This is a genomic window from Mesosutterella porci, from assembly GCF_022134585.1.
Lineage (GTDB): Bacteria > Pseudomonadota > Gammaproteobacteria > Burkholderiales > Burkholderiaceae_F > Mesosutterella > Mesosutterella porci.
This window is the reverse complement of record NZ_JAKNCT010000001.1, coordinates 264,598-291,197: the sequence shown is the minus strand read 5'-3', so window position 1 is coordinate 291,197 and position 26,600 is coordinate 264,598. Positions and strand designations below refer to the sequence as shown.

The 26,600-nt window shown below is 66.3% G+C and carries 20 protein-coding genes; 2 read left to right on the top strand and 18 right to left on the bottom strand.

Annotated elements, in window-relative coordinates; translation table 11 throughout:
* Window positions 1-261: 261 nt before the first annotated feature.
* The 18 genes from MAF45_RS01330 to MAF45_RS01245 all read right to left on the bottom strand — a co-directional run bounded on the left by MAF45_RS01330 (window position 262) and on the right by MAF45_RS01245 (window position 23,248).
* Window positions 262-2,097, bottom strand: coding sequence for a C69 family dipeptidase (locus tag MAF45_RS01330; RefSeq protein WP_237977752.1), 1,836 nt, complete (start codon window positions 2,095-2,097; stop codon window positions 262-264).
* 522 nt (window positions 2,098-2,619) lie between these two features.
* Entirely contained in the window at window positions 2,620-6,066 is a 3,447-nt protein-coding gene (locus MAF45_RS01325) for an autotransporter domain-containing protein (RefSeq protein ID WP_237977751.1), read from the bottom strand.
* A 393-nt stretch (window positions 6,067-6,459) separates the two neighbouring features.
* Window positions 6,460-8,229: a DNA topoisomerase gene (locus MAF45_RS01320; RefSeq protein WP_237977750.1), complete on the bottom strand. Its 1,770-nt coding sequence runs from the start codon at window positions 8,227-8,229 to the stop codon at window positions 6,460-6,462.
* A complete protein-coding gene (locus MAF45_RS01315; RefSeq protein WP_237977749.1) occupies window positions 8,226-9,779 on the bottom strand; it encodes an ArdC family protein in 1,554 nt (517 codons plus the stop codon). The genes MAF45_RS01320 and MAF45_RS01315 overlap by 4 nt, the downstream gene beginning before the upstream one ends.
* A 4-nt stretch (window positions 9,780-9,783) precedes the next feature.
* The gene (locus MAF45_RS01310) at window positions 9,784-10,311 is read right to left on the bottom strand and encodes a hypothetical protein (protein WP_237977748.1); all 528 of its coding nucleotides are present in this window, start codon (window positions 10,309-10,311) and stop codon (window positions 9,784-9,786) included.
* A gap of 12 nt (window positions 10,312-10,323) precedes the next feature.
* Window positions 10,324-12,036 carry a type IV secretory system conjugative DNA transfer family protein gene (locus tag MAF45_RS01305; protein WP_237977747.1) on the bottom strand — a complete coding sequence of 571 codons (1,713 nt, stop codon included), beginning with the start codon at window positions 12,034-12,036 and terminating at the stop codon, window positions 10,324-10,326.
* Window positions 12,037-12,295: 259 nt separating this feature from the next.
* The gene (locus tag MAF45_RS01300) at window positions 12,296-13,072 is read right to left on the bottom strand and encodes a DUF1281 family ferredoxin-like fold protein (protein ID WP_237977746.1); all 777 of its coding nucleotides are present in this window, start codon (window positions 13,070-13,072) and stop codon (window positions 12,296-12,298) included.
* A gap of 47 nt (window positions 13,073-13,119) precedes the next feature.
* A complete protein-coding gene (gene virB11, locus MAF45_RS01295; RefSeq protein ID WP_237977745.1) occupies window positions 13,120-14,181 on the bottom strand; it encodes a P-type DNA transfer ATPase VirB11 in 1,062 nt (353 codons plus the stop codon).
* Complete coding sequence (gene virB10 / locus MAF45_RS01290; RefSeq protein WP_237977744.1) at window positions 14,178-15,362, bottom strand: type IV secretion system protein VirB10; 1,185 nt, start codon at window positions 15,360-15,362, stop codon at window positions 14,178-14,180. The genes virB11 and virB10 overlap by 4 nt, the downstream gene beginning before the upstream one ends.
* A complete protein-coding gene (locus MAF45_RS01285; protein ID WP_237977743.1) occupies window positions 15,346-16,143 on the bottom strand; it encodes a TrbG/VirB9 family P-type conjugative transfer protein in 798 nt (265 codons plus the stop codon). Before MAF45_RS01285 ends, virB10 begins: the two co-directional genes overlap by 17 nt.
* Window positions 16,140-16,889 carry a VirB8 family type IV secretion system protein gene (locus MAF45_RS01280; protein ID WP_237977742.1) on the bottom strand — a complete coding sequence of 250 codons (750 nt, stop codon included), beginning with the start codon at window positions 16,887-16,889 and terminating at the stop codon, window positions 16,140-16,142. Before MAF45_RS01280 ends, MAF45_RS01285 begins: the two co-directional genes overlap by 4 nt.
* Entirely contained in the window at window positions 16,886-17,026 is a 141-nt protein-coding gene (locus MAF45_RS01275; protein WP_237977741.1) for a hypothetical protein, read from the bottom strand. Before MAF45_RS01275 ends, MAF45_RS01280 begins: the two co-directional genes overlap by 4 nt.
* A gap of 58 nt (window positions 17,027-17,084) precedes the next feature.
* Window positions 17,085-18,887 carry a type IV secretion system protein gene (locus tag MAF45_RS01270; protein WP_237977740.1) on the bottom strand — a complete coding sequence of 601 codons (1,803 nt, stop codon included), beginning with the start codon at window positions 18,885-18,887 and terminating at the stop codon, window positions 17,085-17,087.
* Complete coding sequence (locus MAF45_RS01265; protein ID WP_237977739.1) at window positions 18,884-21,316, bottom strand: VirB4 family type IV secretion/conjugal transfer ATPase; 2,433 nt, start codon at window positions 21,314-21,316, stop codon at window positions 18,884-18,886. Before MAF45_RS01265 ends, MAF45_RS01270 begins: the two co-directional genes overlap by 4 nt.
* A complete protein-coding gene (locus MAF45_RS01260) occupies window positions 21,313-21,594 on the bottom strand; it encodes a VirB3 family type IV secretion system protein (protein WP_237977738.1) in 282 nt (93 codons plus the stop codon). Before MAF45_RS01260 ends, MAF45_RS01265 begins: the two co-directional genes overlap by 4 nt.
* 15 nt (window positions 21,595-21,609) lie before the next feature.
* The gene (locus tag MAF45_RS01255) at window positions 21,610-21,897 is read right to left on the bottom strand and encodes a TrbC/VirB2 family protein (RefSeq protein WP_237977737.1); all 288 of its coding nucleotides are present in this window, start codon (window positions 21,895-21,897) and stop codon (window positions 21,610-21,612) included.
* 33 nt (window positions 21,898-21,930) lie between these two features.
* Window positions 21,931-22,533, bottom strand: a complete 603-nt coding sequence (locus MAF45_RS01250; protein ID WP_237977736.1) for a lytic transglycosylase domain-containing protein — start codon at window positions 22,531-22,533, stop codon at window positions 21,931-21,933.
* Window positions 22,534-22,651: 118 nt separating this feature from the next.
* Window positions 22,652-23,248, bottom strand: coding sequence for a hypothetical protein (locus MAF45_RS01245; RefSeq protein ID WP_237977735.1), 597 nt, complete (start codon window positions 23,246-23,248; stop codon window positions 22,652-22,654).
* Window positions 23,249-23,476: 228 nt separating this feature from the next.
* Here MAF45_RS01245 and MAF45_RS01240 point away from each other — a divergent pair, with 228 nt between their 5' ends.
* Both MAF45_RS01240 and MAF45_RS01235 read left to right on the top strand, forming a co-directional pair.
* The gene (locus tag MAF45_RS01240; RefSeq protein ID WP_237977734.1) at window positions 23,477-24,169 is read left to right on the top strand and encodes a S24 family peptidase; all 693 of its coding nucleotides are present in this window, start codon (window positions 23,477-23,479) and stop codon (window positions 24,167-24,169) included.
* A 329-nt stretch (window positions 24,170-24,498) separates the two neighbouring features.
* Complete coding sequence (locus MAF45_RS01235) at window positions 24,499-26,559, top strand: YadA C-terminal domain-containing protein (protein ID WP_237977733.1); 2,061 nt, start codon at window positions 24,499-24,501, stop codon at window positions 26,557-26,559.
* Window positions 26,560-26,600 lie beyond the last annotated feature (41 nt).

Below are 26,600 nucleotides of genomic sequence, written 5' to 3'. Positions count from 1 at the left end.
GGAAAAAAGAAGCGGGCCGAGGGACGCGCGGCCGCGTCATAAACACTGCGTAGCGAGACGTGACAGGCGGAGCTCCGGTTCTGCAGGCCCACGGCGAGGTGCAGGACGGTCTGCTTTCGATGCGCATGAGGCGGCTGGCGGATGGCAAAGCGGAGATCGCGATTTGCTGACGATGCCCGCTTTGCCTGTTTCTTTCCGGGGCCATGAAATCAGGAAATCCCGGAAGTGGTGAAAAATCGGGACGGCGTGCTCCCCGCTGCCTTACTTCCCGATGCTCGTGCGGGTCTCTCCCTTCACCCGCAGGACGTCAAAGCCCGTGATGCGGGTGTCACCCGCGCGGGTGTAGAGATAAGTGTCGTATTCCACTCCCGGAAGCATGTTTTTTGCAACATCCTTCTGGCGGAACGTAATCACCATGTCGGGCAATCCGTCGCCGTTCATGTCCTTTTCCTCAAACCCCGCCGCTTTTCCGGTGCTCTCCGATAGGGTCCTGCCATTCGTGATGGATTCGCGGCTCAGACCCGCCCATGTGCGCTCCTTATCGATCTTGGTGGCATCGAAGCCTTTGCGGCTGAAAAGCACGAAGACGACGGGGGCGTCACTTGTGGGATCGAGTTCTCGGCTCATGGTCTTCACGCGCCAGGGGGTGATCCTGCGCAGCTGTTCCTTCACAGCTTTCTGCGCCTCAAGGAGCTTGCTGCTGTTGAAGCGGTGCAGCGTCTTCATTGTTCCCGAAGAGCTTTTCACGAAGCCTTTCCGTGCTTTTTCGATCATCGAGGCGCGCTCGCCTTCCCAGCGGCTTTCAAGTTTCGCGATCATTTTGCGGTTCGCCTCGTAGGCGTCTCCTGCGAGATAATCGACCGCGTTCGCATTGTCCACAAAGGGAGTTGCGCCGTAGGAGGGCCGGTAGTCAAAGCGCTTGTCAAGCGCATGGAACTGCTCCGCGGCCGCCTCAGCGGGCGTCATGTAGGAAAGGCTGCTGTCAGGCCTGGCGAGAGGGAAGAACGGGATGTAGGGCGATTCGCACGGGCGAGTGAAAGTACGGTAGCCCGAGATGAGCTGTGGAATTTTGTTCTGCTCGAGTACGAGCGATTCATGCGAAGTGGCGCGGCAGGTTCCAAATCCCCGGTAGTGCATCCAGCCGTCGTCCTCAGCGCCGAATTTCTCCTCGTGCAGCCGCAGAATCGCCTTCACATCGTTCAGCGAGAACTTGCGCGAAGGCGCGGCCGAATAGGGGAAGGATTCCGGATCGGTGATTTTCTGTCCGAGAATGTAGTTCCAGGCGAGCTGGTTGCGGCTGAAGTTGTACTGTGCTGCGCGGCGCTCCGGCGGCTGCACGGCGAGCCGGAAGTTAAAGTCGGAGTAAACGCCGGGCTTTGCGGGCTTATAGCGCCCGTTCTTGATCGAACGCTCGATCAGTCCCGGTGAGACGATCACGTTGTCTTTGTCGGTCGCGTCCACCACTCCGATCATGAAGTTGTTGGGGATGTAGACCACCTCGTTGTCCTTCACGCGGCGCGCGACCCAGGTGTCGCCCTTGTGTATCGCGATCTGCCAGGCTTCCTTCGCGTCGGCCACCGTATAGGTGCGGCCCTCGGAGAAGTAGCCGTATTTCCCGAGCAGGTCGATCGCGATCTGGATCGCTTCACGGGCAGAATGAGCGCGTTCGGCCATGAGGCGCCGAATGCCGTAGCCAATGCCCCCGTCTGTAAGCTTCTGGTCGTTGTCGTAAATGCCCGTGCAGGCGTTTGAAACAATGATGACGCCTGCATCGTTCACGAATCCGTCTGAAAAGGACGAGCCCTTCGAGGAAAGCGTCTGCGACCAATAGAAACCAAGTGTTTTCGCAACCTGCGGGATTTTGGCCGCCGCGGGCTCGAATGTGATCATTTCACCCGCCTTGTGGGCCGCGGGTGGAACGTAGTACTGAGGGTTGAAGATGCGCCCGCCGTTGTCCTCGTTGTGCCCGACGAGGATATTTCCGGTCGCGGAAGCCGCCTTGCCGACGATAACCGTTGAACAGGCGAGGGCCTGCAGGGAAAAGGCCGCGAGCACGCCAGTGAGGGCGGCCGCAAGCACCGTAGTGTGAATCTTCATCTGTCTCTCCTTGCTTAACTGGAAAAAAGAGCTGAGTAGGCGCAGAAAGGAGTCTGTGCTTCAGTCAGCCTTGAGCGTATGGACAGCGATGAGTCAGCAGATAAATGGTCCGGTGTGTCCTCCTTGCCGCAAAAACGGCCGTGTAAAAATAAAAATATTTAACTCCGCCATTCCGGTTCACGGATGCTGCAGCGAAGGGCAAGGCAGTCCAGGCGGCAGGGCCCGTGAGGGTGGATCCGTTAGACTTGATAAAGTCCACGTCGGCCGGCTGCCGCTTTGCAGCCTTGCGCAGTCCTCAGGATCAGGAGCCCCCTGAGCTCGGAGGGTTTCGCTCCGCAGCTTTACCGATGACAAATCTCATGCCTTCGCCAGTCTCAGGAACATGCAGGCTGCCGGGGCGAGGAGCCGCAGTAAACCGGGACAGCCTGAAGCTGCCAAAGCAGGCATCGCGCAGTGTGCACGATGCCTGCCCTGCCTGGTGTAGTCGGAGTTCTCTGAGAAGAGAAGCCCCGGCGTCCGAGCTTAGAAGTTGATGCGCAGATGCGCGCCAGCTCCGTGCGAGGTCACGTCGCCGTCAAAGGCTCCCGTGTAGAAGATCCCGAAGGTCGCGTTCTTCGTGAACTTCGCCTCGAGTCCCACACCCACGGTGGCCATGTCGGAGAGCTTCTCGCCCTTGATCTTCGCCCAGCCGGCATCAAGCACCTGGAATTTCGCCTCGGGCCGGTTGTCGCCGAAGAAGTGATTCCAGGCGACGTCGCCCTTGAGCTGCAGGTCGACGCTGCCCGCCTTGAAGTTCGCGGCTCCGCGAAGTCCGAGCGTGGTAATGCCGATGTTCGAATCGTCAACCGCGGTGCCGAACGGCACTCCCGCTACCTCGTCCTTCACCCGGTCGGAGTCGACCTGCATGTAGGCGAGACCGAAGTAGGGCTCGAGCGCGTAGCCGACGGTGTTCAGACCCGTGTAGGCCGCCTCACCGAAGATCTGGAAGACATGGGCATCGGTGCTGTGCTTGCTGTCGGCGCGAAGGTCATCCAGACGGAACTTGCGGGTGTTGTCGCGGTCCTGCCAGGTGTAGGACGCGCCGTAGGTGAGCTTCACCGGCTCGAGGTTCGTGATGCCGTAGAGCCCGAGGTGCAGGTCGTCGCTGTCGATCTTGCCCTCGCTGCTGTCGTACTTCGACTGGCCGTAGCCGAAGAAGGCTCCGAGCTTGGTGGTGCTGCCCACATCGACTTCGCCGCCCACGAGCCCGACGTAGTAGTCGGAATCGAAGTTCGCGTTGTAGTCGAGGTCAGCCCAGGCCCCCATGCCGGTCGCCCAGATCCGGGCGGTTCCGTCCTTCATTTCCACCACGCGGGCGTCGCCAATGCCGTTGGCCTGGTCCTTCACCGTGCGCGCGAGCGTGAGCGCGTTGGTGACGGTCGCGTTGCGGGCCGACAGATAGAAGTCGCTGTCCAGGGCGTCGAGTACGCTGCTCACTTCCTTCTTGGTCGAAACGCCGAGAGCGTTGAACGCAACGCTGTCGGGCGCGCTTTCAATCTGCTTCGCAATGGAGCGTCCGATGCCGGTGCTCGCGTACGAGCCCAGGGTCTTCGTTTCGTCACGCGAGAGCGTGGCCGTCAGGGTGCTTCCCTCGACCTTCACGTCGGTCTTGAGGAGAGCGTAGTCCGTTGCGGCAGAGAGGTTCGCGGCCCCCGTGATGGAGTCCGCGCTGATCGTGCCGCTCTGAGCCTGGCCGCGCAGAGCCTCGGCCGCCGTGTCGCGGTCCGTGGAGATAACAGAGACCTTGGCGCCTTTATTAAAGGTGAGGCTGCCCGCCTCGACGCTCTGGCCGGCCGCCACGCCCAGCGTGCCGCCGTTGTTCACGGTGACGTCGACGGAGTGGTCGCTGTTCGTGTCGGTGTTCACGCCGGTCTTCGTGAAGCCGTCGTCATAGGAGCTGAGCAGACCGAAGGTGCCGCCGTTGACCGTGACTTTGCCGTTGCCGTAGCCGGGGGCGGCTGCCGCGGGCGCCGCGGCGCTTCCGGCTGCCGCGCCAGACTCGAGCTCGGTGACGCCGAACGAGTCATTGAAGCCGAGCAGCGTGCCCGCCTCGATGACCGTGCCGCCGCGATAGGTGTTGTTGCCGGTCATGACCAGCGTGCCCTCGCCGCGCTTCGTGAGCGAGCCGTTGTAGAGCCCCTGCTCGATCTTCGCCTTGATTGCCTCGAGCCGCTTGCCGTAGTAGGCCTTGCGCCAGGCAATGGCGTCGGACTTGTCAATCTTCTCGTTTTCATCGCTGATGCCCACGATGTCGTCATCGGTCTCGAGGAGAATGTCGCCAAGGAGCCTTCTTTCAGCGTCGGAGTATTCTTCGCCCAGAGTGAGAGTCGGGTTGGCCAACCACTTCTCGGCCGCAGCCTTCCAGGCGGCGTCCTCGGTTTTCCTTTGATCAAGGGCTGCCTGCGTAATGTCATTGGTCCAGACATCGAGCGGGGTGCGGGCCATGTTGTAGTCGAAGTGCCCGAGGAACTGCCCGGGGCCGTACATGCCCTTGTCAAGGTCCGGAACGCCCCAGCCCATGCGGTCGGAGACCTGCCCGTCCGCGGGCGTGGTCCCGTCATGGTTGTCCCATCCCTTCATGTTCGAGCCATCGGGGTTCTTGTGGTTTGCAGTCGTGAACATGACGTCGCGGACCTGCAGCGCGTTCATGTCCTGGTAGCGCGACATGAGCACCGTGAGTGCGCCCGTGACGTGGGGCGCAGCCATTGAAGTGCCGCCCCAGCTCGCATAGCCTGCCTCGCCGTCATCGGACACCGTTGAGCTGTAAATCTTGCTGCCGGGAGCTGCCACGGTCCACCACTTGGCGTTGCCCGCTTCGTTGAAGCGGCCGATGAGCTCGTAGCCTCCCTCCTGGCTTTGCTGCAGACCGGCCACGGCCACCCAGCGGCTTTCCGCGTCCGGGTTGAAGTAGGGGTAGAGCGGACGGTAGAACGGGTTGTCAAAGTCGCGGTTGCCTGTGGTGATCACCTGTACGACGTTCTTGTCCTTCACCGCCTCATAGGCCGCGTCGACGAAGGACTGGTTCCAGCTTACCGTGCCGCCCGTGCCGACGTAGCGGTTGTTGAAGAGGAAATACTCGTATTCGGTTTCCGACACAGTGTTGGTCGGGTTATGGGCCGCAATGTTGCCGCCGTCCGGGCCTTTGGCGTTGGGATCAGTCACGACCCTGCGGGTGTTGGTTCCGAAGGAGTTGTTGATGAAGCCCCCGCGTTCCTCGCCGTTTGCCTTCACAACGTTGTCGGCCAGGGCGCTCCAGCCCGACTTGAAGAATTTATAGTCCTGGAACGGCCCGTAGTTTGTGTCGTCGGTGCCGCCGGTGTTGCCTATCCAGAGGTCGGCGCCCCAGGCGACGCCGTGGAATTCCTCGCCGTCGCGGTTAGCGCCCACCGTGCCCGTCACATGGGTGCCGTGGCTGTCGTTCACGCCCTTCACCCAGCTGCCGCTGATGGTCGTGCCTGCGCCCAGGCCAGGCGTGTACTCCCCGCGGCCATCCTCCTCGGAGTGCTGCGGATAGCGCTCGCCGCTCGAGCCGTACTCGGCGTCGGCCGTCGAGGCGTGAAAACGGTCACCCGTGAGCTGCGGGTGAATCTGGATGAGTGCCCCGGAGTCCATGATTCCAACGGTCGTGCCCTGGCCGTGGAAGCCGAGCGCATAAGCCTTGGAGGCGTGCATGGCCGCAAGGCCCCAGTCCTTTTTGTATTCGTCGGTTTCCCAGGAGGCGACGGCCTCGCTCACGGCCTGGGCGCTTGAGGCGACTTGCCCGGGCTCCGTATAGGCGGCTGTTGCCGCTCCCGGCAGAAGGAGGACGGCGGAAGCGACCGCCGCGAACACCGCCGATCTCGTGGTTTTGACATGCGCCTTTTGTGTTTCGTTCACAACCATGAAGCAGCGACGGGCGTCGCTCCAGATGGTCTTGTAGATTTTATTCATTGGAGTATTTCCTTTTGGTTTGACAAAAGAAGCAGGGGAACCCTCCGGGTGCATCGGTGGAGGTACCCGGGCGCAGTTTTCCCGACTCCAGGAACTAGGTCAACATTCTTAAGTATAAATGCCTACAGTGTTTTCCTTAGTTGATTTTTTATGACGTATGCGGTTCAGGCTACGGTTTGTTTTCTTTTAATATTTGATTATGAATAGATAAAATATCTTAGGTGAAATATCGTAGGCATAAAAGGTATTGCAAAAGAAAATTGTAACCGAAAGAATGGAGGGGAAACCCTTATTGATTCGGACTCGAAAATCGACGGGTCGGGAAGACCTTGTGCAAAAGCCGGAAGCGGAAAGTCCGGAGCCCCTCGGGAAAAGGCTTTTTCCCGAGGGGGATCAGGAAAGCGCCGGAGCGGGTCGGGGAAGCTGCCCGGCGGCCAGGAGGACCATCTCCTTTGCTTCCTGCTCGAGCTCCGTTTCGCTTTGCCTTCCCGACTCGATCCCGTGCAGTGTCGCTTCAAAGCGCGCGCAGAAGCGGGGTTCGCGGAACTCCTCGGGGAGCGCTGCAAGGAGCGCCCGGCCTCTGTCGGTCGCCCGGTAGCGGCCCGAAGCGAGCCTGAGGACCAGCTTTTTCTCCCGAAGCAACTCGAGAAGCAGGGCCGCCCGGTTAGCCTCGCAGAAGGCAAGCCGGGGTTCGCCCGAGGTTTCGAGAAGCGTTCTGGCGACCGAGGCGGCCGAGCTGTAGAAAGGCCGGCCGCGGGTGAAGCGGGCCGAGAGTCGCCGCGCGGTGACGCGGTCGCCCCGCTCCATGGGAGGCAGTCCACGGTCGTCGGAGCGGAGGCGCCCCTGATCGAAAAGCGAGGTCCAGCCGGCCCGGACAAGAGTCCTCGTCCGCCCCTCGAACGCGAAGCCCCGGATCACCGCTCGAGCGCGGCTCTCGCGGTAGCGGCAGTCCGTGCAGAACTGCGCGAGCACGAGCCTCGAAATGAAGAAAAAAAGGCTCTTTTCAGGCTCCGGTAGCGGCTCTTCGGGAGCGAATCCCGTGGGGAAAAGGCCGCCCTCGCACCAGGGAAAGGAGGCGAAGTCCGCGCGCCTGCGGCTGAAAGCGGCCAGGGCAAGGAGCGGCCGCAGCCGAGGCTCGAACCCCGAGGCGGCCGAAAGAGCGGCCTGCGCAGCCTCCCAGCGCGGGGCCCTGTTCCCGGGCGGACTGCCCCTCGTGATCAGTCCCTTCTTTTCGAGGGATGAGAGCGCCCGCAGGGACTCCTGCGGCATCAGCCGCAGTTTTTTCTCCGACCAGAGGGCGGCCTCGGCCGCGGTCGCGGGAGGCGGGGGAGGGGTTTCCCGCTCGCAGGAAAACCATTCGGTCACCTCGCCCGTGTGCAGCTCAACACGTCTGCAGAGCAGCTCAATGTCGTTCACGCTGCCGATTGAAAAACCTCCGCCCGGAGGGAGGAGCTCCGCCGTCCACTCGCCGCGCGCGTGTCTGATCGCGACGGTGACGATGATCCGCGGATGTTCGCGCTGCCGCGCGACGTCCTCGTCGCGGCCTGCAACCGCCTGGAGGACCGGTGCGGTGAGCCGCCCGGCCGCGATCCGGCCGGGAAAGACCGGGTCGGAGCTCCGGGCTGCAAGCCCCGCGGCGCGGCTCAGCCCCGAGCCTAGAATCCAGTCGGAGCGGGCACGGGCGAGCCCTGCGGCAAGCTCTGGGTCTGACTCCGTCAGGGGACGGGCCGCAGGAAGCCCGGGGCCGGGGCTGGCCTCGATCTCTTCGGGCAGGAGCCTCAGCCTCCGGCCCCTGAACCCGAACGCCTCGAGGATCTCCCAGCCCTTTCTCGCGCCCTCGCGCCCGGAGGAGGTCGCGACGACCGCCTCATCCGAGCGCTCGAGCGCCCACCGGAGCGCCTCGCGCAGGATGTTTCTTCCCCGGCCCTCCACGGGCTCAAGGATCCAGTGGTGCGGAAAGACGATCCCCGTGCCCGGGACCGCCTCGGGTTCGCCCGCTTCGAGGAAGCGCTCGGGCGGGGCGATCCTGAAAAGGGGGCCCGCGCACCAGCCCACAGCCTCGCCCCCTTCGCAAAGAAGTAGCCCGTCCCTCTCTTCCCTGATGCCGAGCCGCCGGCCGATCGCGGCGGCGGCCGCGGCGTTGTCCGCGATATAGGTCCTCATCTTGAAATCTCCTTCTGCGGCGCCTTCTTCCGGGGCGCTTCGGGCGCCTTCTGGCGCTCTTTTCTCAGCGCGAGCCCGAAGCTTCGTCCTGCTTCTTCACGCGCCTTCCCGAGCGCCTCGCGCTGTTGCCCGGACGGTGCCTCGCGAAGCTTTGAGAGCGCGTCGCGGGAGTTCTGCCCGGCCCGCGCGAAGTGCAGCCGCAGCCGGGCAGAGAGCCCCGCCTCCGCGGTCCTCGCCTCCGGGAGCATCGAGCGCCTCAGGGCCGACTCGGCCTTCCGGGGGCCGAGCGCGCGGCGCACCTGCCTCAGCGCGTACTCGCCCAGCTCCGCGTCCGCCGCCCTCGCGCACGAAATGAAGCGGTGGGGCTCGCGAAGGAGCGCGATCCCCTTGAGCCCCGCGCGCTCGAGGATCGGGCCGTTCGTGTCGGGCGAGAGCGCCTGTCGGGCCACCTCCCACTCCGCGTCGCGCTTCACAATCGACTTTTCGCCCATCAGGCGCACGACCGAGGCGCGGAAGCGCTCGGGCAGCAGCGCGTGCTCGTTGATGAAGGCCTCGCAGCGCCGGATCGCCTGGTCGGCGTCCTCGCGGAAGGCGCTCCTGCGGTCGTAGTTCACGACCCAGACCTGCTCGCGGTCGTACTGCAGCAGGTAGTCGGTGATGCGCTGGGCGTCCGAGCAGGCGCGCAGCAGCTCCTTCGGGTCGTCTCGCAGCACCCCCACCCAGCCGGCGATGTAGGAGGCGTGGTTCTTCAGGTGGTGCGGCAGCCCTATCTGCGCGGCCACCATGAGCGAGGCGGTTTCGGCCCGCAGCTCCTCCTTTGCGTATTCGGGCGAGCCGAAGACGATCGGTTTGCCGTCCATGAAGCGGTTGAGCCTGCTCTCGTGCCCCGTCCAGTGCCCGAGCTCGTGCAGCGCCGCGTCGTAGAACTCGGAGGGCGCCGCGAACTGACTGCGAAGCGGCAGCACGATGACGTCTTCGGAAGCGTTGTAGCAGGCGCGGTCACCTTTTTCGCAGCGAAACACCGCGCCGGAGTTGCGAAGCAGCTGCTCGGCCCGCTCGACCGGGGTCCAGCCCGCGCGCTCTTCCTCCTCCGCGCCGCCCAGCTCGAGAGACTCGGCCTGCTCGGCGTTGAAGACCGTGAAGGGGCAGGGGATCAGCACCCGCACCCGTTCCGAGCGGTCGGCCGCGGCCGCCTCCTCGTCCCTGCCGCGGGCGCGGAGCCACTCCCCGCGCGGGACCATCTTCTGCGCGAAGTAAAAGCAGCGCACGCCGTGCTCGCCGCGGCGCACCCGGCCCCCGAGCTCGTTGATCTGCCGCAGCGTGAGCCAGCGGCAGTCGGAGCGGCCCTGCATCAGGAGCTTGAGCGCGTTGATGCCCTGGTAGCGCGTGCCGGTCTTCGGGTTGTAGGGCAGGCGCAGGCTCTCCCCGGCCCAGCTCTTCTGGTAGGGCGAGGTGCCCCGCTCAAGCTGGGCGATGAGCTGCCGCGCGGTCTCGCGCGCGTAGGCGAGCTGAAAGTCGCCCGGTTTGCTGTGATCCTTTCCTTTTTCCATGGCTTCAGTCCTCCTCGCTGTATTCCTTCTCCGCCTCGAGCGCGCGTTCCGCGTCGTTCTCGTCCCAGGCCGCGGGCTCGTCGAAATAGGCGTCCGACTCCTCTTCCTCGATCCCCGAGGCGAGGGCGAGGGTGCGGGCCGTGAGCTCGCTGCGAAGCTCCTCGACCGCGTCCTCGAGCTCGATGCCGCTGAGCTTCACGCCTGCGGCGGCCCCCCGGGGCGGAGGCAGGGGTTCGGGGCTTTTGTGAATCGCGGCGCGCCGCAGCCACTGCAGGTCGCCCTGCACCAGCTCGAGCAGCTCCTCTTCAAGCGCTTCGGGCCGCAGGTCCGCGGGCAGGTCTTCGGGGGCGAGCAGCTGCACCCGCTCCTCGTAGCGGCTCACGCGGACCCGGAAGGGGGTCACCGTGCCGTCGGCGAGAAGCGCTCGGCCGTCCGCCTCGAGCCCGGCCCCGCCGGGGAGCCTTGCGGGGGACCCCGTGAGCTGCGCGCTTAAAAGTGCGGGCAAAGCCGCGCCCTGGTCTTTGGTTTCCATGTCTTCTTTCCTTTAAGGTGTCTGGTTTTCCGGGGCGGCACCGGCGCTTTGCGCCGGGCGCGGCCCGGAGGCCGCAGGGGTTCTTCCCCGGAGCACTTCGAAATAGGAAAACGCCGTGTCGGACAGCGCCTGCTCCATCTCCTTGTCCTTCGCGCGAAGGCCTTCGCAGAAGGCCCGGGCGGGGCGGGCGGCGGCTTTCCCGCCGGGGCTCTCCTGAGGCCGGGGCGGGGGCTCCTTCGGCGCGGGCGGCGGGTCCCTGCGCGGCGCGAGCCGCGGGATGTCGCTTCGGATTGAGCCGAGGAGCCTCGCCTTGAAGAGCGGCTCCTCGTAGTAGCGGATCTTTTGCGCGAGGACCGGGCGCGTGTTCTCGCAGGCGATGATCTCGCGCCTCGTCCCGAGCTCGCGCATCTCCTGGGGCAGCATCAGGGCGCGGCGCTGCTCGGAGACGCTCTCCGAGCGGCTGCCCTTGAGCGAACCCAGGCTTCTCGTCCTCGAGCGGGCGGGCACCGTGCTGTAGCCCAGCATCTCGCTGTACTCGCGCGCATCGTCCATCACGACGGGCGAGGGCGCGTAGATCACCTGCAGGGCGTGGTTCGCCATCAGGGTGACCGCCTGGGCCCGCCCGTAGACGCTCTCCAGCTGACTCTTGTTCTGGATCACGGTGAGCAGCCGCATGTTGTAGCCCGCCATGTAGGCGACGGCCTGCGCGATCATCGGGATCCTGCCGATCGAGGTGAACTCGTCCAGGATGAGCAGGCACTGGTAGCGCAGCTCCGGGTCCTGGGCGGGGAGCCGCCGCGTGTTGAGGTTGAGCAGCTGCTCGAAAAAGAGGTTCACGATCACGCGCGCCTGGCTCAGCCGGTCGGGCGAGATTCCGAGGTAGACCGTCATGCGGCGCCGCCTCACCTCCCTCAGGTCGAACCCCGGGGTGTCGGATGAAGTGGCGGCGTCGACCCGCGGGTTCTGGAAGGCGAGCATCGGCACGTTGAAGGTTGACAGGATTGAGGTGAGCGTGTTCTCTCCGTTCTGGAGCACGCGGTTGAGCGAGTCGAGGCAGGCGCGGCTGTAGGGCCGGCCCTCCTCCGCGGCCCGCTTCGCCTCCTCCTCGACGTGCTCCTTGAGCGGCCTGCCGCAGCCCGAGGCCTGGCGCAGGATTTCGCCCATCGTGTGGGGGATCCCTGGGGTCTCCAGCACGAAAAGCGCGAGCCCCCGGAAGAGGTCCTTCGCGTTCTCGGACCAGAACCGCTCCTTTTCCGACGAGGTGGAGAAAAGCGAGGCCGCGATCGAGTCGAGGTCCCCGATCCGGTCCGCGGGATCCTTTGAGACGTAGGAGAGGGGGTTCCACTGGTGGGTGCGCCCCTCGGGGTTGAAGGGGGCGAAGAGATAGACCTCTTCGCCCAGGACGTCGCGCCGGTAGCGCGAGGTGAGGTCGAAGTTCTCCTCCTTGATGTCGAGCACGATGAGGCTTTCGCCGTAGTGCAGGCAGTTGGGGACCACCACCCCGACTCCCTTACCCGAGCGGGTCGGAGCGGCAAGCAGCGCGAACTGGCTCCCGGCGAAGGCGAGAAATTCGCCCCGCCACTTCCCGATGAGGATCGAGCGCGGGTCCGAGGCGCTGCCCAGAAGCCCCGCGCGGCGGATCTCCGCGCGGCCCGCAAAGCGCGCATCGCCGTGCAGTGGCCGCCGTCTGCGCTCCGAGGCGGCAAGCCACACCAGCCCCGCCAAAGGCAAGCCAGGGCAGAAGGAGGAAAAACGCCATCGCGGCGCGAAGCCTGGGCGGGGCCTCCTTCCCGTAGGTTCGCCAGTAGGCGGGGATCGTCAAGGGGGCTGCGGCCCGGGGATTGAGCCCATAGGCCCGCAGAAACAGAGCCCCCGAGACGGTGAGCATCGCAAGGATCACGGCGGCTGCCCCCGCCGCCCCGAGCGCCCCGAAAAGGAGCTGACCGCGCGTAAGCCTTTCTTTCATGGCCGGCGTCCTCCTTTTTCAGAGCGAGCGGCTCCGGCCGCCTCGGGGAGAGCGGGAAGGCTGCGCCGCTTTCTGCAGCGCCCGCTCCCGAAAGACAAAGGGCGTGCCCGCCTCGGCCCAGATCGCCTCGAGCCGCGCGGGGTCCTCGATCGCGCGCATCGAGCGGCAGGCGCCGTTTTCGTAGCGGCCCTCCCAGTACGTGCGGTCCTCGCCCTCGATGGCGCAGCGAAGCGTGAAGGCGACCCGCGGGAAACGCTCGGAGAGTGCCTTGTAGACGGGCTCGGGCGGCGTCCAGGCCGTGAGAAAGGAGATGCGTCTGCCGTCCTCGGTGGGCATGTAGCTGTTCCATTTCGTCCCCCAGTGTTCGACCCGCCATTCGTACCAGCTCACGGCGCCGTAGCGGCGCAGGTTTTCGAGCCCGGACTTTCCCAGCCGCAGGTCGATCCCGTAGCTGTGGTCGAGCGACGCGCGCCGGATGAATCCGGGGAGATCCCCGGGGCCGCCCAGCCCCGCCTTCGGGCCGTCCTCGCCGAAGCGCCTCAGAATGAGGTCCGCGTCCCAGGACAGGGACTCCGGGACGGACTCGCCCCTCATCAGCAGAAGCGCCGCGGTCGAGAGTCCCGGTACCCCGTCGCCCACCATCTCGAGCGAGGCGGGCATGGGGATAAGCCGGTTGAAGTCGAGCACGAGGTCCTCCTCGCCCGGGGCTCCCGGGGACTGGGTTTCAAACTTGAGGCGCTCGATGTCGGCCTCTTCGCCTTCGAAGTCAAGGATGTTCTTCACGTGGTTTGGCATTGCTTGAAGCTCCTTTAAACGCGTTTTTATTTACAAAATTTGTTTAATTAAGTTGATGCGTCCTGTTTGGAATTCCCTGCGTTTCCCGCCGCACCCCGGTACCAGAGCTCGTCCGCCCGGCGGCCGGGGCCGCGGGCGCTCACGTGCACGATCACGTCCACCGTGAGGCCGATCAGGCGCCGGATTGCGGATTCGGTGAGCCTCGAGCCCGCCTCGGACTGCAGGACTTTGAGCAGCAGGTATTCGCGCGCCTCCTCGCACCCTCCGGCGTGGCAGGAGGTGATCGAACCCCCGTGCCCGGTAAGGCAGGCGTTCAGGAACTCGTAGGTCTCCGCGCCGCGCAGCTCCGCGATGAGGATCCGGTCGGGCTTCATGCGAAGCGCGGCCCGCAGCAGCCGCCCGGCCGAAAGCGGGTCGCCGTCGCGGGCTTCCGGGGGGTAGAAGAGGTTCACCTGGTTGCGGTGCCGCGGCAGCCCCGCGCGAAGCTCCGGGACGTCCTCGATCGTGAGGATCCGCTCAGAGGCGGGGATCTCCTGCATGAGCGCCTTCATGAAGGTGGTTTTGCCCGAGCCCGTCTCGCCCGCGATCACGATGTTTTTCTGCAGCGCGACGGCGAGCTTGAGAAAGGCGGCCCGGGCCGCGGGCGCCTCCGGCCCGGTGCCGGCGGCGCGCGAGAAAAGCCGGGCGAGCTCCCCCGGATCCTCTTGCCGGCCCGGGCCCGGCGCGTCGAAAAATCCCTCGCGCAGGAATTCGTCCACGGTGCGCACCCGGTCTGCGGGGCGGCGGATCGAGACGTAGAGCCGGCCTTCCGGCGCGGCCGGGGGTCCCGCGAACTGCGCCCGCTCGCCGCCCGGAAGCGTCATCGAAAGCAGCGGCGAGAGGCTGCCGAAGGGCCGGCCCGCGTAGACCGCGGCCGCGTTGGCGAGGTCCGAGAGCCGCCCGGGAGTGAGCCCGGGGCAGGGCTCCTCGCGCCAGAGGCCGCCCGCCAGCACGAAGGCCGCGCCCGGGCCGTTCACGCAGATTTCGGTCGCGGCCGGATCTTCGAGAAAGGGCGCGAGGGGCTCGAGCTCGAAAGAGAGCGTCGCGTCGCGCGCAAGGCTCCGGCTCATGGCTGAGTCTCCCCTCCGGCATACACGCCGCTGAAGTCGAGGTCGCGTGCGGCGATGATCGTAAGCCTCGTGCCCTGAGCGCGCGTGAGCGTGGGCGGGATGTCGCCCGCGTGCCGCATCGCCTCGGCGATGAGCCCCGACATGCTCTCCGAGGTGTTCGCGTAGTAGTTGACGCCCCCGTTCGCGTCCGTCTCGCGGGCGACTCCGAAGTCAAAGGCGTCGGAGACGAGCGAGAAGAGCAGGGCGCTGCCGAAGCGCTCCCACCAGTGGCGGTCGACCGTGCCGTCAAGGCCCGCCCCGCCCAGCGCGTCGGCCGCGGGCGAGTTGAGGTTCACGGCGACCCCGCTCGGGGTCTCTATCCGGGTCCAGAGCAGGAAGATGCGGGCAAGTCCGTGCTGGACCGCGCCGCGGTATTCGCCGAAGGCTTTCGAGCCTTTTTCGAGAAGCAGCGTCCTGCCGTCCTCCGAATAGACGTCGCGAGGGATCACGCAGGCTGCGGGACCCGGTACCGTGGTGTCGATACGGGTGGTGAGAAGGCACTCGATCGCCGTGCCGCGGGCGATCCTGAGGCTGCGTCCGCGGACCATCCCGGCCCGCGCCCCGGGGGCGAACGTGCCCCGGAGCCTCGCGTCGGTGTCCTGCGGGGCAGGCGCCGAAGCGGCTTTTCCTCCGAGCCTGTTTCCGGAGGCTGCCTGGCCGCCCGGGGCTATCCCCGTCCCGGCCTCAAGCGGAGAGGTAAAGCGCGGGTCGGCTTCCGGGGCCTCCCTCCCCGCGGCCTCGCGGATGCTGGGTACCCGGACCGGGTCGGGAGCCGCGGCCCGCGTCCGGGCCCCCTGGGCGGCTTTCTCTCCTGGGGAAGGCTCCCCTGCCGCGGGGCTTGAAGCGGGCTTAATCCGTGCGTCCCTCCCCGGGGCGAGGGCGCTTTCAGGCAGGGGCTCGATCTTCAGCGTTCTGCTGCTTGTCTCAAGGGCGCCGGCATCGGCGCCCGAGGAGGCGGCCGGAGTGGCGGCCCCGCCCCTTCCCTCCCATTTCCAGAAGACGACCCCGGCGGCCGCGCCGAGGACCGCCACCGCGGCAGCCGCAGCTGCCGCGGCCCTGAGGTTTCTCGCCTTCGCGTCGAGGTGAGTCACCCCAGCCTGGTCGGCCAGGGGCTTTTCCGCCTTTTCATCTTCCGCTTTCATCGTCGTCCTCCTCCTTCTTCTCTTCCTGCGGCTCTTCGGCCTTCAGCGCGGCGGGCGTCCGGTTCCTCTGCCCGTGCTCGCCTTCCGCATAGAGCCCGACCACGGCCTGCCCGGACCTCAGCCTGAGTTCGGTGCACACGCCGTGTATAACGAGCGTCCCGTCCTCCTCGAGGTGAAAGTTCGCGATCGACTCCTCTTGCCCCCTGCGGCAGAAGGCCGCGGGGAGATCCGCGCCCGGCGCGAACCTGAGGTAGGTGAAGCGCCCGTCGTCCGCCATCCAGACCGGGGCGATTCCCCGGGACTGCGGATCGCTCCCGAGGCGCATGGCCCAGTTCCCGTTGAGGGCCGCGTTCGGCGCGGGAAGGAGGGACGAGGCTGCGGCGGGGCTTTTCGAAGCGCGTTTTGCCTTCGTCCCGGGGTAAAGGAAAGTGAGCCGGTAGAGCGCCTTTGAGGGGCTTTTTGCGACCCGCAGGTCGAAGAGGTAAATGCGCCGGTCGGTCGCGACGGTGAGATTCGTCGCGGCCTTCGGGGCCCTGGGCTTGAGGTAGAGGCGGTTGCCTTCGGCCGCGAATGACCAGGCGGAGCTGAAGCCCGAGACGTAGCTTTGGATCACCTCGCCCTGCTCGAAGACCACGGTGGTCACGAGCCCCCCGGCGGTGAGGAGCGGGACGACTTCGCCCGGGTCGTAGAGCCGCTGCGCGACCCGCGCGCCTGCGGACGCCGGCACCGGCGAGGAAGCGGCGGCCGCGGCGCAGCAGAGCGTGAAAAGCGCGCGCTTCATGACGCCTCCTTCGGGGGCTCGGGCTCGCGCCCCACCTCCTCGTCCACCCGGTAGGAGGTCACGCGGAAGCCGAACGGGTTCACGAGCCTCGAGGCCTCGGTCGCCTTGAACTCGGGGTGGTACTCGTAGCCCAGGGTCGCGGTCCAGCGCGACTCGCGCTCGGTCATCCCGCTGCGGGTGCTGCGCAGGGTCTTGGCAAACCGCACGGTGGCCACGCCGTTGCCGTTGGGGACCACCGAGAGGAGCTTCACGCGGATCTCCCGGCTGTCGCCGTAGAGCTTCTCGAGCGACCCCTCCTTCTGCCCGAACTGCGAGGCGTAGGGCTCGAAGACGGAGCGGGTTGAAAGCTCCCGGGTCCTGATGTAGTCGTTTTCAAGCGTCCGGTAGTCGTAGGATTCGCGGGCGAGCACGTACTGGCCGAGCCAGTACTTGTCCTGGGCTTCGGAGGCGGGAATCTCGCGCGTGTTCGCGATCGGCAGCACCACGGACTCGCCCGTGCTGCGGTCGACCTGGACCACGAAGGGCACTGAGCTTTTAAGCGGCAGCAGCGCGCAAAGCGCCGCCGCCTCGAGCGCGAGGAGCACCCCGAGCCCCGCGGCGCAGCGCCAGGCCCGGGCTTCGCTTTTCGCGGCGAGATCCTCGCGTGCGGCTTCGAACGTGAAGGCTTCGGTGCCGGACGGGCTCTGGCGGACCGCAGCAGCCTTTTCCGCAGGGGCCTTTCTTTGGAAAATCCGGGGCAGCTTCATGACGCGCCTCCCGAGGGAGCGTTCACGGGAATGCACTCGCCGGAAGGCTCCGGAAGAGCCGGGGCGCCGGAGGCGCAGCCCGCGAGGAGCACCGCCGCGAGGGCCGCGGCGGCGATTTGAAGAAGTGGCGATTTCATTTGTTTCGTCCTTTTAAGATTCTGTTTATCTTTGAAAAATCGTGAAAGAGGGGGAAGATCACAGGCCGCCACCTCTTGCGTCCCGGAGGGTGCGCGAGAGGCGCCTGGCCGCTGCGGCGGAGAGCCGTCCCGCGCCGCCGGCCGCGGCGCCCAGGGCCGCCATCGGGAGGGCCCCGGGCTGCTCGAGCCCCCGGTGTCCGAGGACCCTGCGGCCAAGCGCTGCGACCGAGGCGCTGCCCGCTCCGGCGCCAAAGCCCGCGGCCGCCGCTCCCGCAGCCGCCCGTGCGGGTCCGAAGGCGCCGGCCAGCATCGCCCCCAGGCCCACGGCCTGCATCGAGGCCCCGCCCGCGAGCCCTGCCGCGATCGAAGGAATGAGCCTGATGATTGAGCTCGCGGTGAGCGTGATCACGAGCGTCACCCCGAGCTCGAGCCAGACGCCGAAGACGTCGGGGCCGGCGTTGCCCGAGGCCGCGGCCGCAACGCGCGCGATCCGCTCGGTGAAAAGCCCCGAGAAGAAAAGCAGCACGGCCCCGGCCATCACGACGGTGAAGACGTAGGTGAGGGTCGAGCGCAGCCACGGGTCGAACCAGCCGCGGGTCGCGGGGAACATGAGGCAGCAGAGAAACGCGGGCCCGAACCCCAGCGTGAGGGCGAGCGCGATCTTTGCGAGCAGCAGCACCCCGAGCGAGGCCGAGGTGAGCAGCACTCCAAGCACCGTCATTGCGACCACGCAGAGCGCGGTGAGGATTTCCTCGCCCAAATGCGTCATCCCGTAGGCATCGAGCAGCCCCCAGAGCGACTCGATTCCGCCCGCGCAGGCCGCCCAGAGCGCATCGATCGCGGCCCAGGCGCTGCGCGGGGAGCCCGGCAGCGTCTGCAGCAGCCACGACTCCAGCCCTCCGGCCGCCGAGAGAGCGTAGGCGGTGTAGTTCCCGGCGTTGAGCGCAAAGAAGGCGACGAGTGCGCAGCGAGCCGTTGAGAGAATGAGACCGCCGACCGCGCCGTTTTCGCGGCCCATCAGGATCGCCCAGGCCCGTGCGGTTACGTAGATCGTGATCGAGGCGGCGGCGATGGGGCCAAGCCCCGCGATGAGCTGCGAGGAGACGCTCTCGGAAAATCCCGAGATCTGGGACTCGACCGCGAGTCCGAAGTTTTCGAACGCTCCCATGGCTTCACTCCAGATGCTTTTCCAGTCCGCCCGCACGGCAAAGCGCTCTCGGGCGGCCTTTCTTGCCTCGCGCCCGGCCTCGAGCCGGGTTTCCTCGGCGATCGCCCGAAGTGCGTCGACCCGGAGCTTTTCGGCCTGCAGTGCGGCCGATTCGGCTGCGATCCGGGCCGTGAGGTCCGCGGTCGACTTTGCGTCCTCCGCCCCGTTGATCGCATCCATCAGGGACTCGATCGTCTTCGCCCGGCGCGACATCGTCTCCGCCTCCCTGCCGAAGAGGTCGAGCGCCTGGGCCGAGGCCGCGGCCTCGCGCACGCAGGCGACGCGCTCCCGCGCGGGGAAGGCCTCGCAGCGCTTTGCCGCCCCCGACTCGTCGTAGAGGCGCCGCGCCGAAGCGGTGAGCCCCGCCTCGCCCAGCCTCGCGGCCGCCCGAAGCGTCTCCCGGAAGTCCTCCGGCAGCGCGCTTTGCAGCGCCGGATTCCAAAGCAGCCGCCCCAGGGCCCTCGTCCCGTTCATGGAGCGGTAGGCGCGCAGCTGCTGCTCATACTGGCTCACGAGCATCTGGTACTGCTGCGCGAGCTGCAGGTAGTTCTGCAGCGACTGGGAGAGTGCCGCGGCGTCGACCACCGGGATGCCGGAGGCGAGCGCCTGAAGCGAGAGCGCAAGAAGAAGCGGGAAAAACACGGCTTTTTTCATTTCTCTTCCTCCTTTTGGGATTTCATGGCGCGCAGGTATTCCGGCAGCCACTTTTCGGCCGGAACGGGCGCAACCGGGTCCCGCCCGATGAGCCCCTCGAGCGTCTTCACGCCGCGGGTGCTCCCCGAGAGGACGAAAAGCGCCTCGGGCAGCCCCGAGAGGTCGAAGCTGCAAAGCGCCGCGCGTCCGTCCTGCCGCACGAGCATCTGGTGCGAGCTCTCGGAGAGCCCCCGGATGATCTCGAACTGGTCGCGCGGCACCTTGAAGCCTTCCACGTAGTCAGCCTCCGTCGCCCGCGGGTTGGGCAGGAACACCTGGGTCGCCGACTGCTCGATCACGTCCCGGGCGGCCTTCGAGGTGAGGACGTCGGCGGGCGACTGCGTGGCGAAGACCCCGAGCCCGTTCTGCTTGCGGACGGTCTTGAGCTTGTTCACTGCAAAGCCCGAGAAGGACTCGGAGCGGAGCCACTTCCAGAACTCGTCCATGAAGAACACGAAGCGGCGGCCGTCCAGGGCCTGCTCCATGCGGTAGAGGAGATAGAAGGCAATCGGGCCGCAGATCTTCGGGCGGTCGAGAAAGGCCGTGCCGTCGATCCCGATGTTCTCGTGCTCCGTGAAGTCGAGCGTGTCGCGCTCGTTGTCGAAGACCCAGGCGAATTCGCCGCCCTCGATCCAGGGTGCGAGCCGCAGCGCCAGGCCTTCTTCGCCCGAGCCGCTGCGGCTCACCAGGCTCTGGCGAACGGCGGCAAGACGCCTGCAGCGCGAGGGCAGCGCCATCACGGCCCGGATCGAGCGCGAGCAGAGCGCTCCTTCGGCGGGGCTTAAGGGGCTGCCCTCGGACTCGAGCAGCTGCCGCACGAGTTCGAAGAGAAACGACAGGTTCTCCTCGGTGGGCTCCATCGCAAAGGGGTTGAGCCCCGTGGGGTCGCCCGCGGTGAAGCTGAAATAGGCGCTTTCGGGCAGCGCCCGGACCGCTGCCTCGGCGCCCCGGTCCTTGTCGAAGAAGACCAGGGAGAAAGGCTCCTTTTCGTTTCTGTACTTCTGAGCGAGCGCCGCGCAGGCGTTGAGAAAGACGGTCTTGCCGCTTCCCGAGGAGCCGATCACGACCGTGTTTCCGAGCGATTTGTCGCCCAGGCTCGAGCGGTCCGCGCGGCTCGCGTGGAAGCTGAAGTAAAAGGGCTCGAAGGAGGGCGTTCGAAGAAGCATGAGCGCCTCGCCCCAGGGGTTTCCGTCGCGCTTTCCCGAGGAGAGCCGGTGAAAGGGCGCGAGGTGTGCGAAGTTAACCGAAGTGAGGGTGGCCGCGCGTGGCATGAGGGAGAAGTTCCCGGGAAGTCCCGCGAGGTAAAGCCCCGGAAGCGCGAGAGTCGAGCGGTAGGGCAGCAGCCCCTCACTCTTCATCTTTTCGGCGGCGTCGAGCGCGGCGCGGCGGGCCTCATCGGCGCTCTCGCCCAGGAGGAGAATCCCGTAGCCGTACTCGCCCATCACGAACGAGCCGCAGGCGAGTCCATCCATCGCCTCGGAGAGCTCTGAGACCTGCGTCACCCCGGCATCCGACGAGGCGATGAGGCGTCTTTGCTGGGTCTTGAGGAAGCGCTCGCCCTCGGCGCGGCCGAGGATCCTGAAGGCCTGGGTCTCGATAAAGCCGCCCCCGGGGCCAGCGGGCCCTGCGGCGGGGAAAAGGAGCGCGTCGAGCAGCCCCGGGTCTGAGGCCTCGCAGAAGTCCTTGATCTCAAGCCCGCAAGCGAAGCGCCGGCCGGTGGCGGACTCCACTTCGAGGAGGTCGCTGCCGGCAAAAAGCGTCGCATTTCCGAGAGCGCTGTAAACCGGGCCCGGAGGAATTCTCACCGGCTGGCGCTCGAGGGTGAGCAGCGCGTTGTAGAGCTCGAGCTGGGCGGAGAAGAGGAGGCCGCCCCGGCGGTATTCGGAGAGGCGGCGCGGCCCGAAGTGCGACAGCGCCCGCTCGAATCCTCGGACAAGCTCTGCGAAAGATTCGATTCGGGCTCGCAGCGCCTCGGCGCGGGCGGGTTCGGGGATTAGCCTCAGGGCCCGGCCGGGGGCTGCCGGGGCGGGAGCCTGAAGCGTGACGAAGAGCTCTGTCTTCATGAGGCTGCGGGTCGTCTCTGCGAGGCTTCGGGCGAAGTCGCGCGCGAAACCCGGCTCGGAAGGCGCTCTGAGCTCGTCCTCGAAAGACTGGTGGATCCTGTGGCAGGTGACGGCGCTGCCTGGCGGAAGGCTTCGGTAGAGAAGGTTCAGCTCCGAGGCGCCCCGGGCGAGCTCGGCGTCGTCCTCGCCCTCGAAGGGCACGCCCTCGAGCTGCCAGGAGGCGTAGAGCTCGCCCCCGCGCCCGATCACGATGCCGGGGGCGGGTTGGGAGGAGTAGGGGATGAAGTCCTCGAGCGCGGGGCCCGGGTGCGGGCGAAGGCTTTTCACGGGACCCTCCTTCGCGTCGTGGGCGCAAAGCGCACGATGCCGCTTCGCAGCCCCAGAAGGTGCAGCCGGAGCGCGATCGCGCGGAACTTCTGGTCGTCCTCGCGCGTGACCTCGCGCATGAGGGCGACAAGCGGCACGCAGGCAAACGCGGCCGGGATCCAGGTCCACATCCCGGCGATGAAGCAGCCGAGCGTGACTCCGATGAAGGGCTTGATCGGCACGCCGAAGAGGCAGGCGGGCCGCGTCGCGCCCTTGAAGATGGGGGAGGTGATGTCCATGGCGGGGACCTCCTTTCACGACACGAGCAGGCTCGCGAGCCAGCCCGCTGCCCCGATCACGACGCCCCCGATGATGGGGCCCGCCACCTCGCGTAGCGGCGCCTGGATGAAGAGGATCTTGATGCCGGCGTAGACGAAGGCGATCGTCGCGATGATCGAGGAGACGTCCTGCATCGTGGTGAGGATCGTCGTAAAGAGCGTGTTCACATTGTTCGTGCCGCTCGCGGCCCAGGCCGGAGAGGCGGCCGCGGCCGAAAAAAGGGTGAGTGCGGTCCTTTGGACCGCGTCAATGCGGTTTTTCATGGGAAATCCTTGTGTTTGACTGAAAAAAAAAGTTCAGAAAAGAGGCGCTGCGGCCCGGAGGACGCCTCCGGGCGGGTCCTGGGGCACGGCCGGGGCGGGCTTCCAGGCCGCGCCCGGGACGACGCCTGCCGCGCGGGCGACCCGCTCGCTGTAGCCGAGCGCAATCCCGCGCTTCAGGTCGCCCGAGTAGTAGCAGGAGAAGGCCTCCGAGAGCCTGCGGGCCTGCGTGGGCGCCTTCGAGCGCGCGAAGCACTCCGAGAGGATCCGCGCTCCGGCCTCAAGGTTTCTGCAGGGGTCGAAGGCGGCTTCGAAGTCCAGCCCCAGCCGCTTCAGGTTCCGCACGTTGATCTGGGCAATTCCCAGCGCGAAGACACGGCCTTCGCGCGCGAGCCTCGAGGCGGCCGCCAGGGCCTCTCCCAGGTTTTCGGGCTGCGGGACCGGCGCCCCGCGCACGCCCACCGCGAAGGGGCGGCCGCCGGACTCGACCCGTACGAGCGCCGCCATTGTGTCGAGGGCGGCTCCCGGCGCGCAGGAGCGGATGAGCCGCGAGAGCTCCGGGCCCTGCAGGCGCGGGGCGGCTGGAGCCGGGGCCGCGAAGAGCAGCGCGCAGGCCACGGCCGGCGCGAAAAGCTTCATAATGAGGCGGGGATCTGCCAGGCCAAAAAAGCTCGGGGGAGTGTCGAAGCGCGTGAGCGCTTCGGGCTGGGCGGATCCCTTTTCTCTTATGAGCCTGCCGCGCTGCGGAGGCCTGCGGCTAGTAGCGCAACCGCCGCACAAGGCTTCCGCCGAGGTAGAGGTCGATCGCGCGCGGGGACTGTTCCCGCATCCAGACGACCTTCCGGTAGACGACGGCTGTTTTCTCTTCATGGCTGTCTCCATAGTCTTCGCTCCATCTGTAAATCCCCTCGCGTCCCGCGACGCAGGCTTTGGTGCGCTGGGAACCGCTGCCGATTCCCGCGCCGTTCCAGGCGGGCGGGGAGGACAAAAGCCATTTCCCCCGCCCTTCGGACCGGCCCTCGGCCACGTAGCCCGCGGGGGCGTCCTCGAGCCCCTCGGGCCCGCAGAGGTCGAAGGGATCCGAGACCCGCTCGGCGTAGTTCCCGGCGCCCGCCTGGGGGCACTTCGGGAAGTGCGGATGCCGCGACCGAAGCGACCGGTAGAGCCTTTCGACCGGCGGCCTGCATTCGGCTTGCGCTTCGGGGCCGCGCGGGTCAGAGAGACAGAGCAGCACCTCGCACCCCCAGCGTTCCTCGCCCGTGAGCAGATCCCCGGGAGCTGCCGCGCCGGCGCTCCCGGAGAGGGCGAGAAGCCCCGAGGCGGCCCAGGCCGCCTTCGATTCGACTGACTTCATGCTTTTTCCTCCTTCCTTCCGCAAAGGGGCGGTCCCTCCTGCGGATAGTTGTTTTTGACGCATATTAAATCTTATTTATAACTTTATATCAGTAGAAATTATATATATCGATCGCCCAAAGTCAATCCTTCGCAAGGTAGATTTTCAAACACGAGGGGCGGTGCTTTGTTAAAATGCGGGCAACCAGGACTTTCTTGCCGCTCCCTGCCAACGGCGGCCGCGACCGAAATGAAAACCGCCTCAGAAATCCGCTATGAAAACCTGATGGAGCTGCTGCGGCAGTTCAAGAGCGTCGGAGACCTCAATGTTGCGATCGGGCGGCCGAGGGCGGACTCGACCTTAAGGCAGATTAAGAGCGGGACGCGTTTCTCCAACGGGCACATCAGGCTCATGGGCGATGCGGTTGCTCGCGAAATCGAGGACAGGCTGCGGCTTGAGCGCGGCTGGATGGACCACGAGCACGGGGTCGACAAGCCCCCTGAGGAGCGCGTGCTGCGGCTCGCAATCTCAAGGCCCTCGCTCACCGACGGCAGGGCCGGCTGGAGCGAAGACCCTCAGGCCGCGCCCCGCTCTGTGCTGCTTGAGGCTTCCTGGGCCGCCGAGCGCGGGATCAGCGCGGAGGGGTGCGTCGCGGCGCTCTCGGAAGACGATGCGATGGACCCCCTCATTCAAAAAGGCGACGCGGTGGTGATCGAGCGGGGGTCCGAGGACTCTGCGGGGCCCTTTGCGGGCGGCATCTATGCCGCCCTCTACAACGGCCGGCTGCGCTGCTGCAGACTGCAGACGCTGCTCGACGGCACGCTTTCGATCAGCTACGAAAACACGCGCTTTCCCCGCGAGCAGATCCCGGCCGCGATGGCTGAAAAAGGCCTTGTGGTGCTCGGGGCCGTGCTCGCCGTGAGCCGCCTGCGGGTCTTCTGACGGCGGCCTTCCTTCCCTCGGGTTTCTTCGGGAATCAACCTCTCAAAAACAGAGGTGCCGCAGCTGTGCGTTGCGTCGCCTGCGCTTCCTTCGAATAAAGCCTTCTTTGCCGCGGCCTTCGGCGGGGGCTCTCTGATCTTCTATATTTTCTAATTTGATTTTAGTCAAATAATAACTATAAACTGCGCCAAACGTGTATAAAATAAACCATAATTTTGTTGCGGAGTTATATCAGCTCTGCTTTTTTACCAACCACCTGGGGCGCTGGAGGGGAGGGCGGACTGAAAGCCCTGACTCCCCTCAGGCCCCTGAAGACAAAAGAGACGAACATGCAGAAAAACAAAAGCCGCAAGGCTGCTCTCCCCCGAGCGATTCTGTCTACCGCCGCAGCCGCTGCGGCCATCGCGCTTTCCGGCGCAGCGCAGGCCTCCCAGATCCAGATTTCAAACGACGGAGGCCTAAGCTCCGCCAATCCGCTGCCCACGCTTGTGAACAGCAGCGTGAAGCAGTCCGAGCTCGCGAGCTACATCTCGAGCCACTGGAGCGCGGACTCGGGTCCCGACTTTTCGCAGGACTTTTCCATTGCGCTTGGCGGAAACCTGGAGGTGAGCGGCTACGGGGACCTCGTCGGCACCCAGAACGTCCTCGTCTACCTCGCCAATGACAAGACGATCACGGTGACGTCGCGCGACAACCGCTCGGGCGGCACCGCGACCACGCTCAAGGGCGGCAACGTCTACCTTCTTTCCAAGACCTACACGGAAAGCGTGAACACGGGCGGAAGCACCGACACGAAAGACTTCAACGTCACCTACGAGGCGGCGCAGCTGCTGGGGTCGGCGCAGGACCTCTTTGGAATGGGTTCGGGCGGCAGCGCTCTCTCGGGTCAGACGCTCAGCGTGAGCGGGGACGCCTCGATCAGCGGCAAAACCGCCACGGGGAGCCTCGAGGCGGGGAATTCGACTCTCGGCGACACCACAACCGGGAATATCACGGTCAACGGCGACGCCTCGGTTTCCGGGAACGCGTCGACCTCGGGCAAAACCACGACGGGAAGCCTTGAGGCGGGGCATTCGACTCTGGGCGACACCACGACCGGAATCCTCGCGGTCAACGGCGACGCCTCGGTTTCCGGGAACACGACGACCTCGGGCAAAACCACAACGGGGAGCCTCGAGGCGGGGCATTCGACTCTGGGCGACACCACGACCGGAATCCTCGCGGTCAACGGCGACGCCTCGGTTTCCGGGAACACGTCGACCTCGGGCAAAACCACGACGGGAAGCCTTGAGGCGGGGCATTCGACTCTGGGCGACACCACGACCGGAAATCTCGCGGTCAAGGGCGACGCCACAGTCTCGGGGAATACGACAACCGCGGGCAAAACCACGACCGGAAGCCTTGAAGCGGGGAATTCGATTCTCGGCGATGCGACGACCGGAAGCCTCGCAGTGAAGGGCGGGCTGCAGCTTTCGGACGAGAGCGCGCAGACCGTGCGGGACATCGCACGAAGCGCGGTTGAAGTGGTTCCGGGCAGCCACGTCACAGTTGAGAAGACCGCGGGGGCGGGAGCCGCTTCGGACAGCTACCGGGTCTCCGTTGTCACGGACGGCGAGGTGGCGGATAAAAACGCCGGGGTCGTGAGCGGCGGCACGGTATATACGGCACTTGAGGGCGTGCGAAAGATCGCCGAAGCGCACACGAGCCTTGAGGCCGCGGACGATACGCTTGTCGTAAGCGAAGGCGTGAATGGCAGGGGCGGCCGCGCCTACGGCCTGGCCGTGAATCCCAATCTTTCGCTCCAGAGCCTTTCCGTGGGCGGCTCAGGCCGCTCCGTTGTGATCACGGGCGAGGGGATCGATGCGGGCGGCGGCCGGATCACCGGGCTTGGCTCGGGACGCGTCGCCCCGGGGTCTTCCGACGCTGTGAACGGCTCCCAGCTCTATGAAGCGCAGAGCGGCCTGCGGCACAGCATCACGGGGCTGCAGGAAGACCTCGCCAAGGTAGGGGCGGGGGCCGCGGCCCTGGCCGCCCTTCATCCCCAGGACTACGACGAAAGCCACCGCTTCAGCATTGCGGCGGGACTCGGCCACTTCAAGAACCGCGAAGGAGTCGCCGTGGGTGCATTCTTGCGGCCGACTGAAAACCTGATGCTCTCGGCGGGCTATGCGGCCTCCGCATCCGACAACCACATGTTGAACCTGGGCGTGTCCTGGCGCTTCGGAGGCCCCTCTGCCAAATCCGAAAGCGCGGCCTCGCTTCGCGAAAAGCTCGCGGACCAGGCCGTGGAGCTGCGGGACCTGAAGGCGCAGTTCGCGGCCCTTTCCTCACGAAACGAGGCGCTGCTCGCGCGCTTTGAAGAGGCGGGAGGCGGCCGTGACTCGAAGTGAGGGCGCAGACGAAAGCCTTCCGGGTCAGTCCTGCCCGAAGC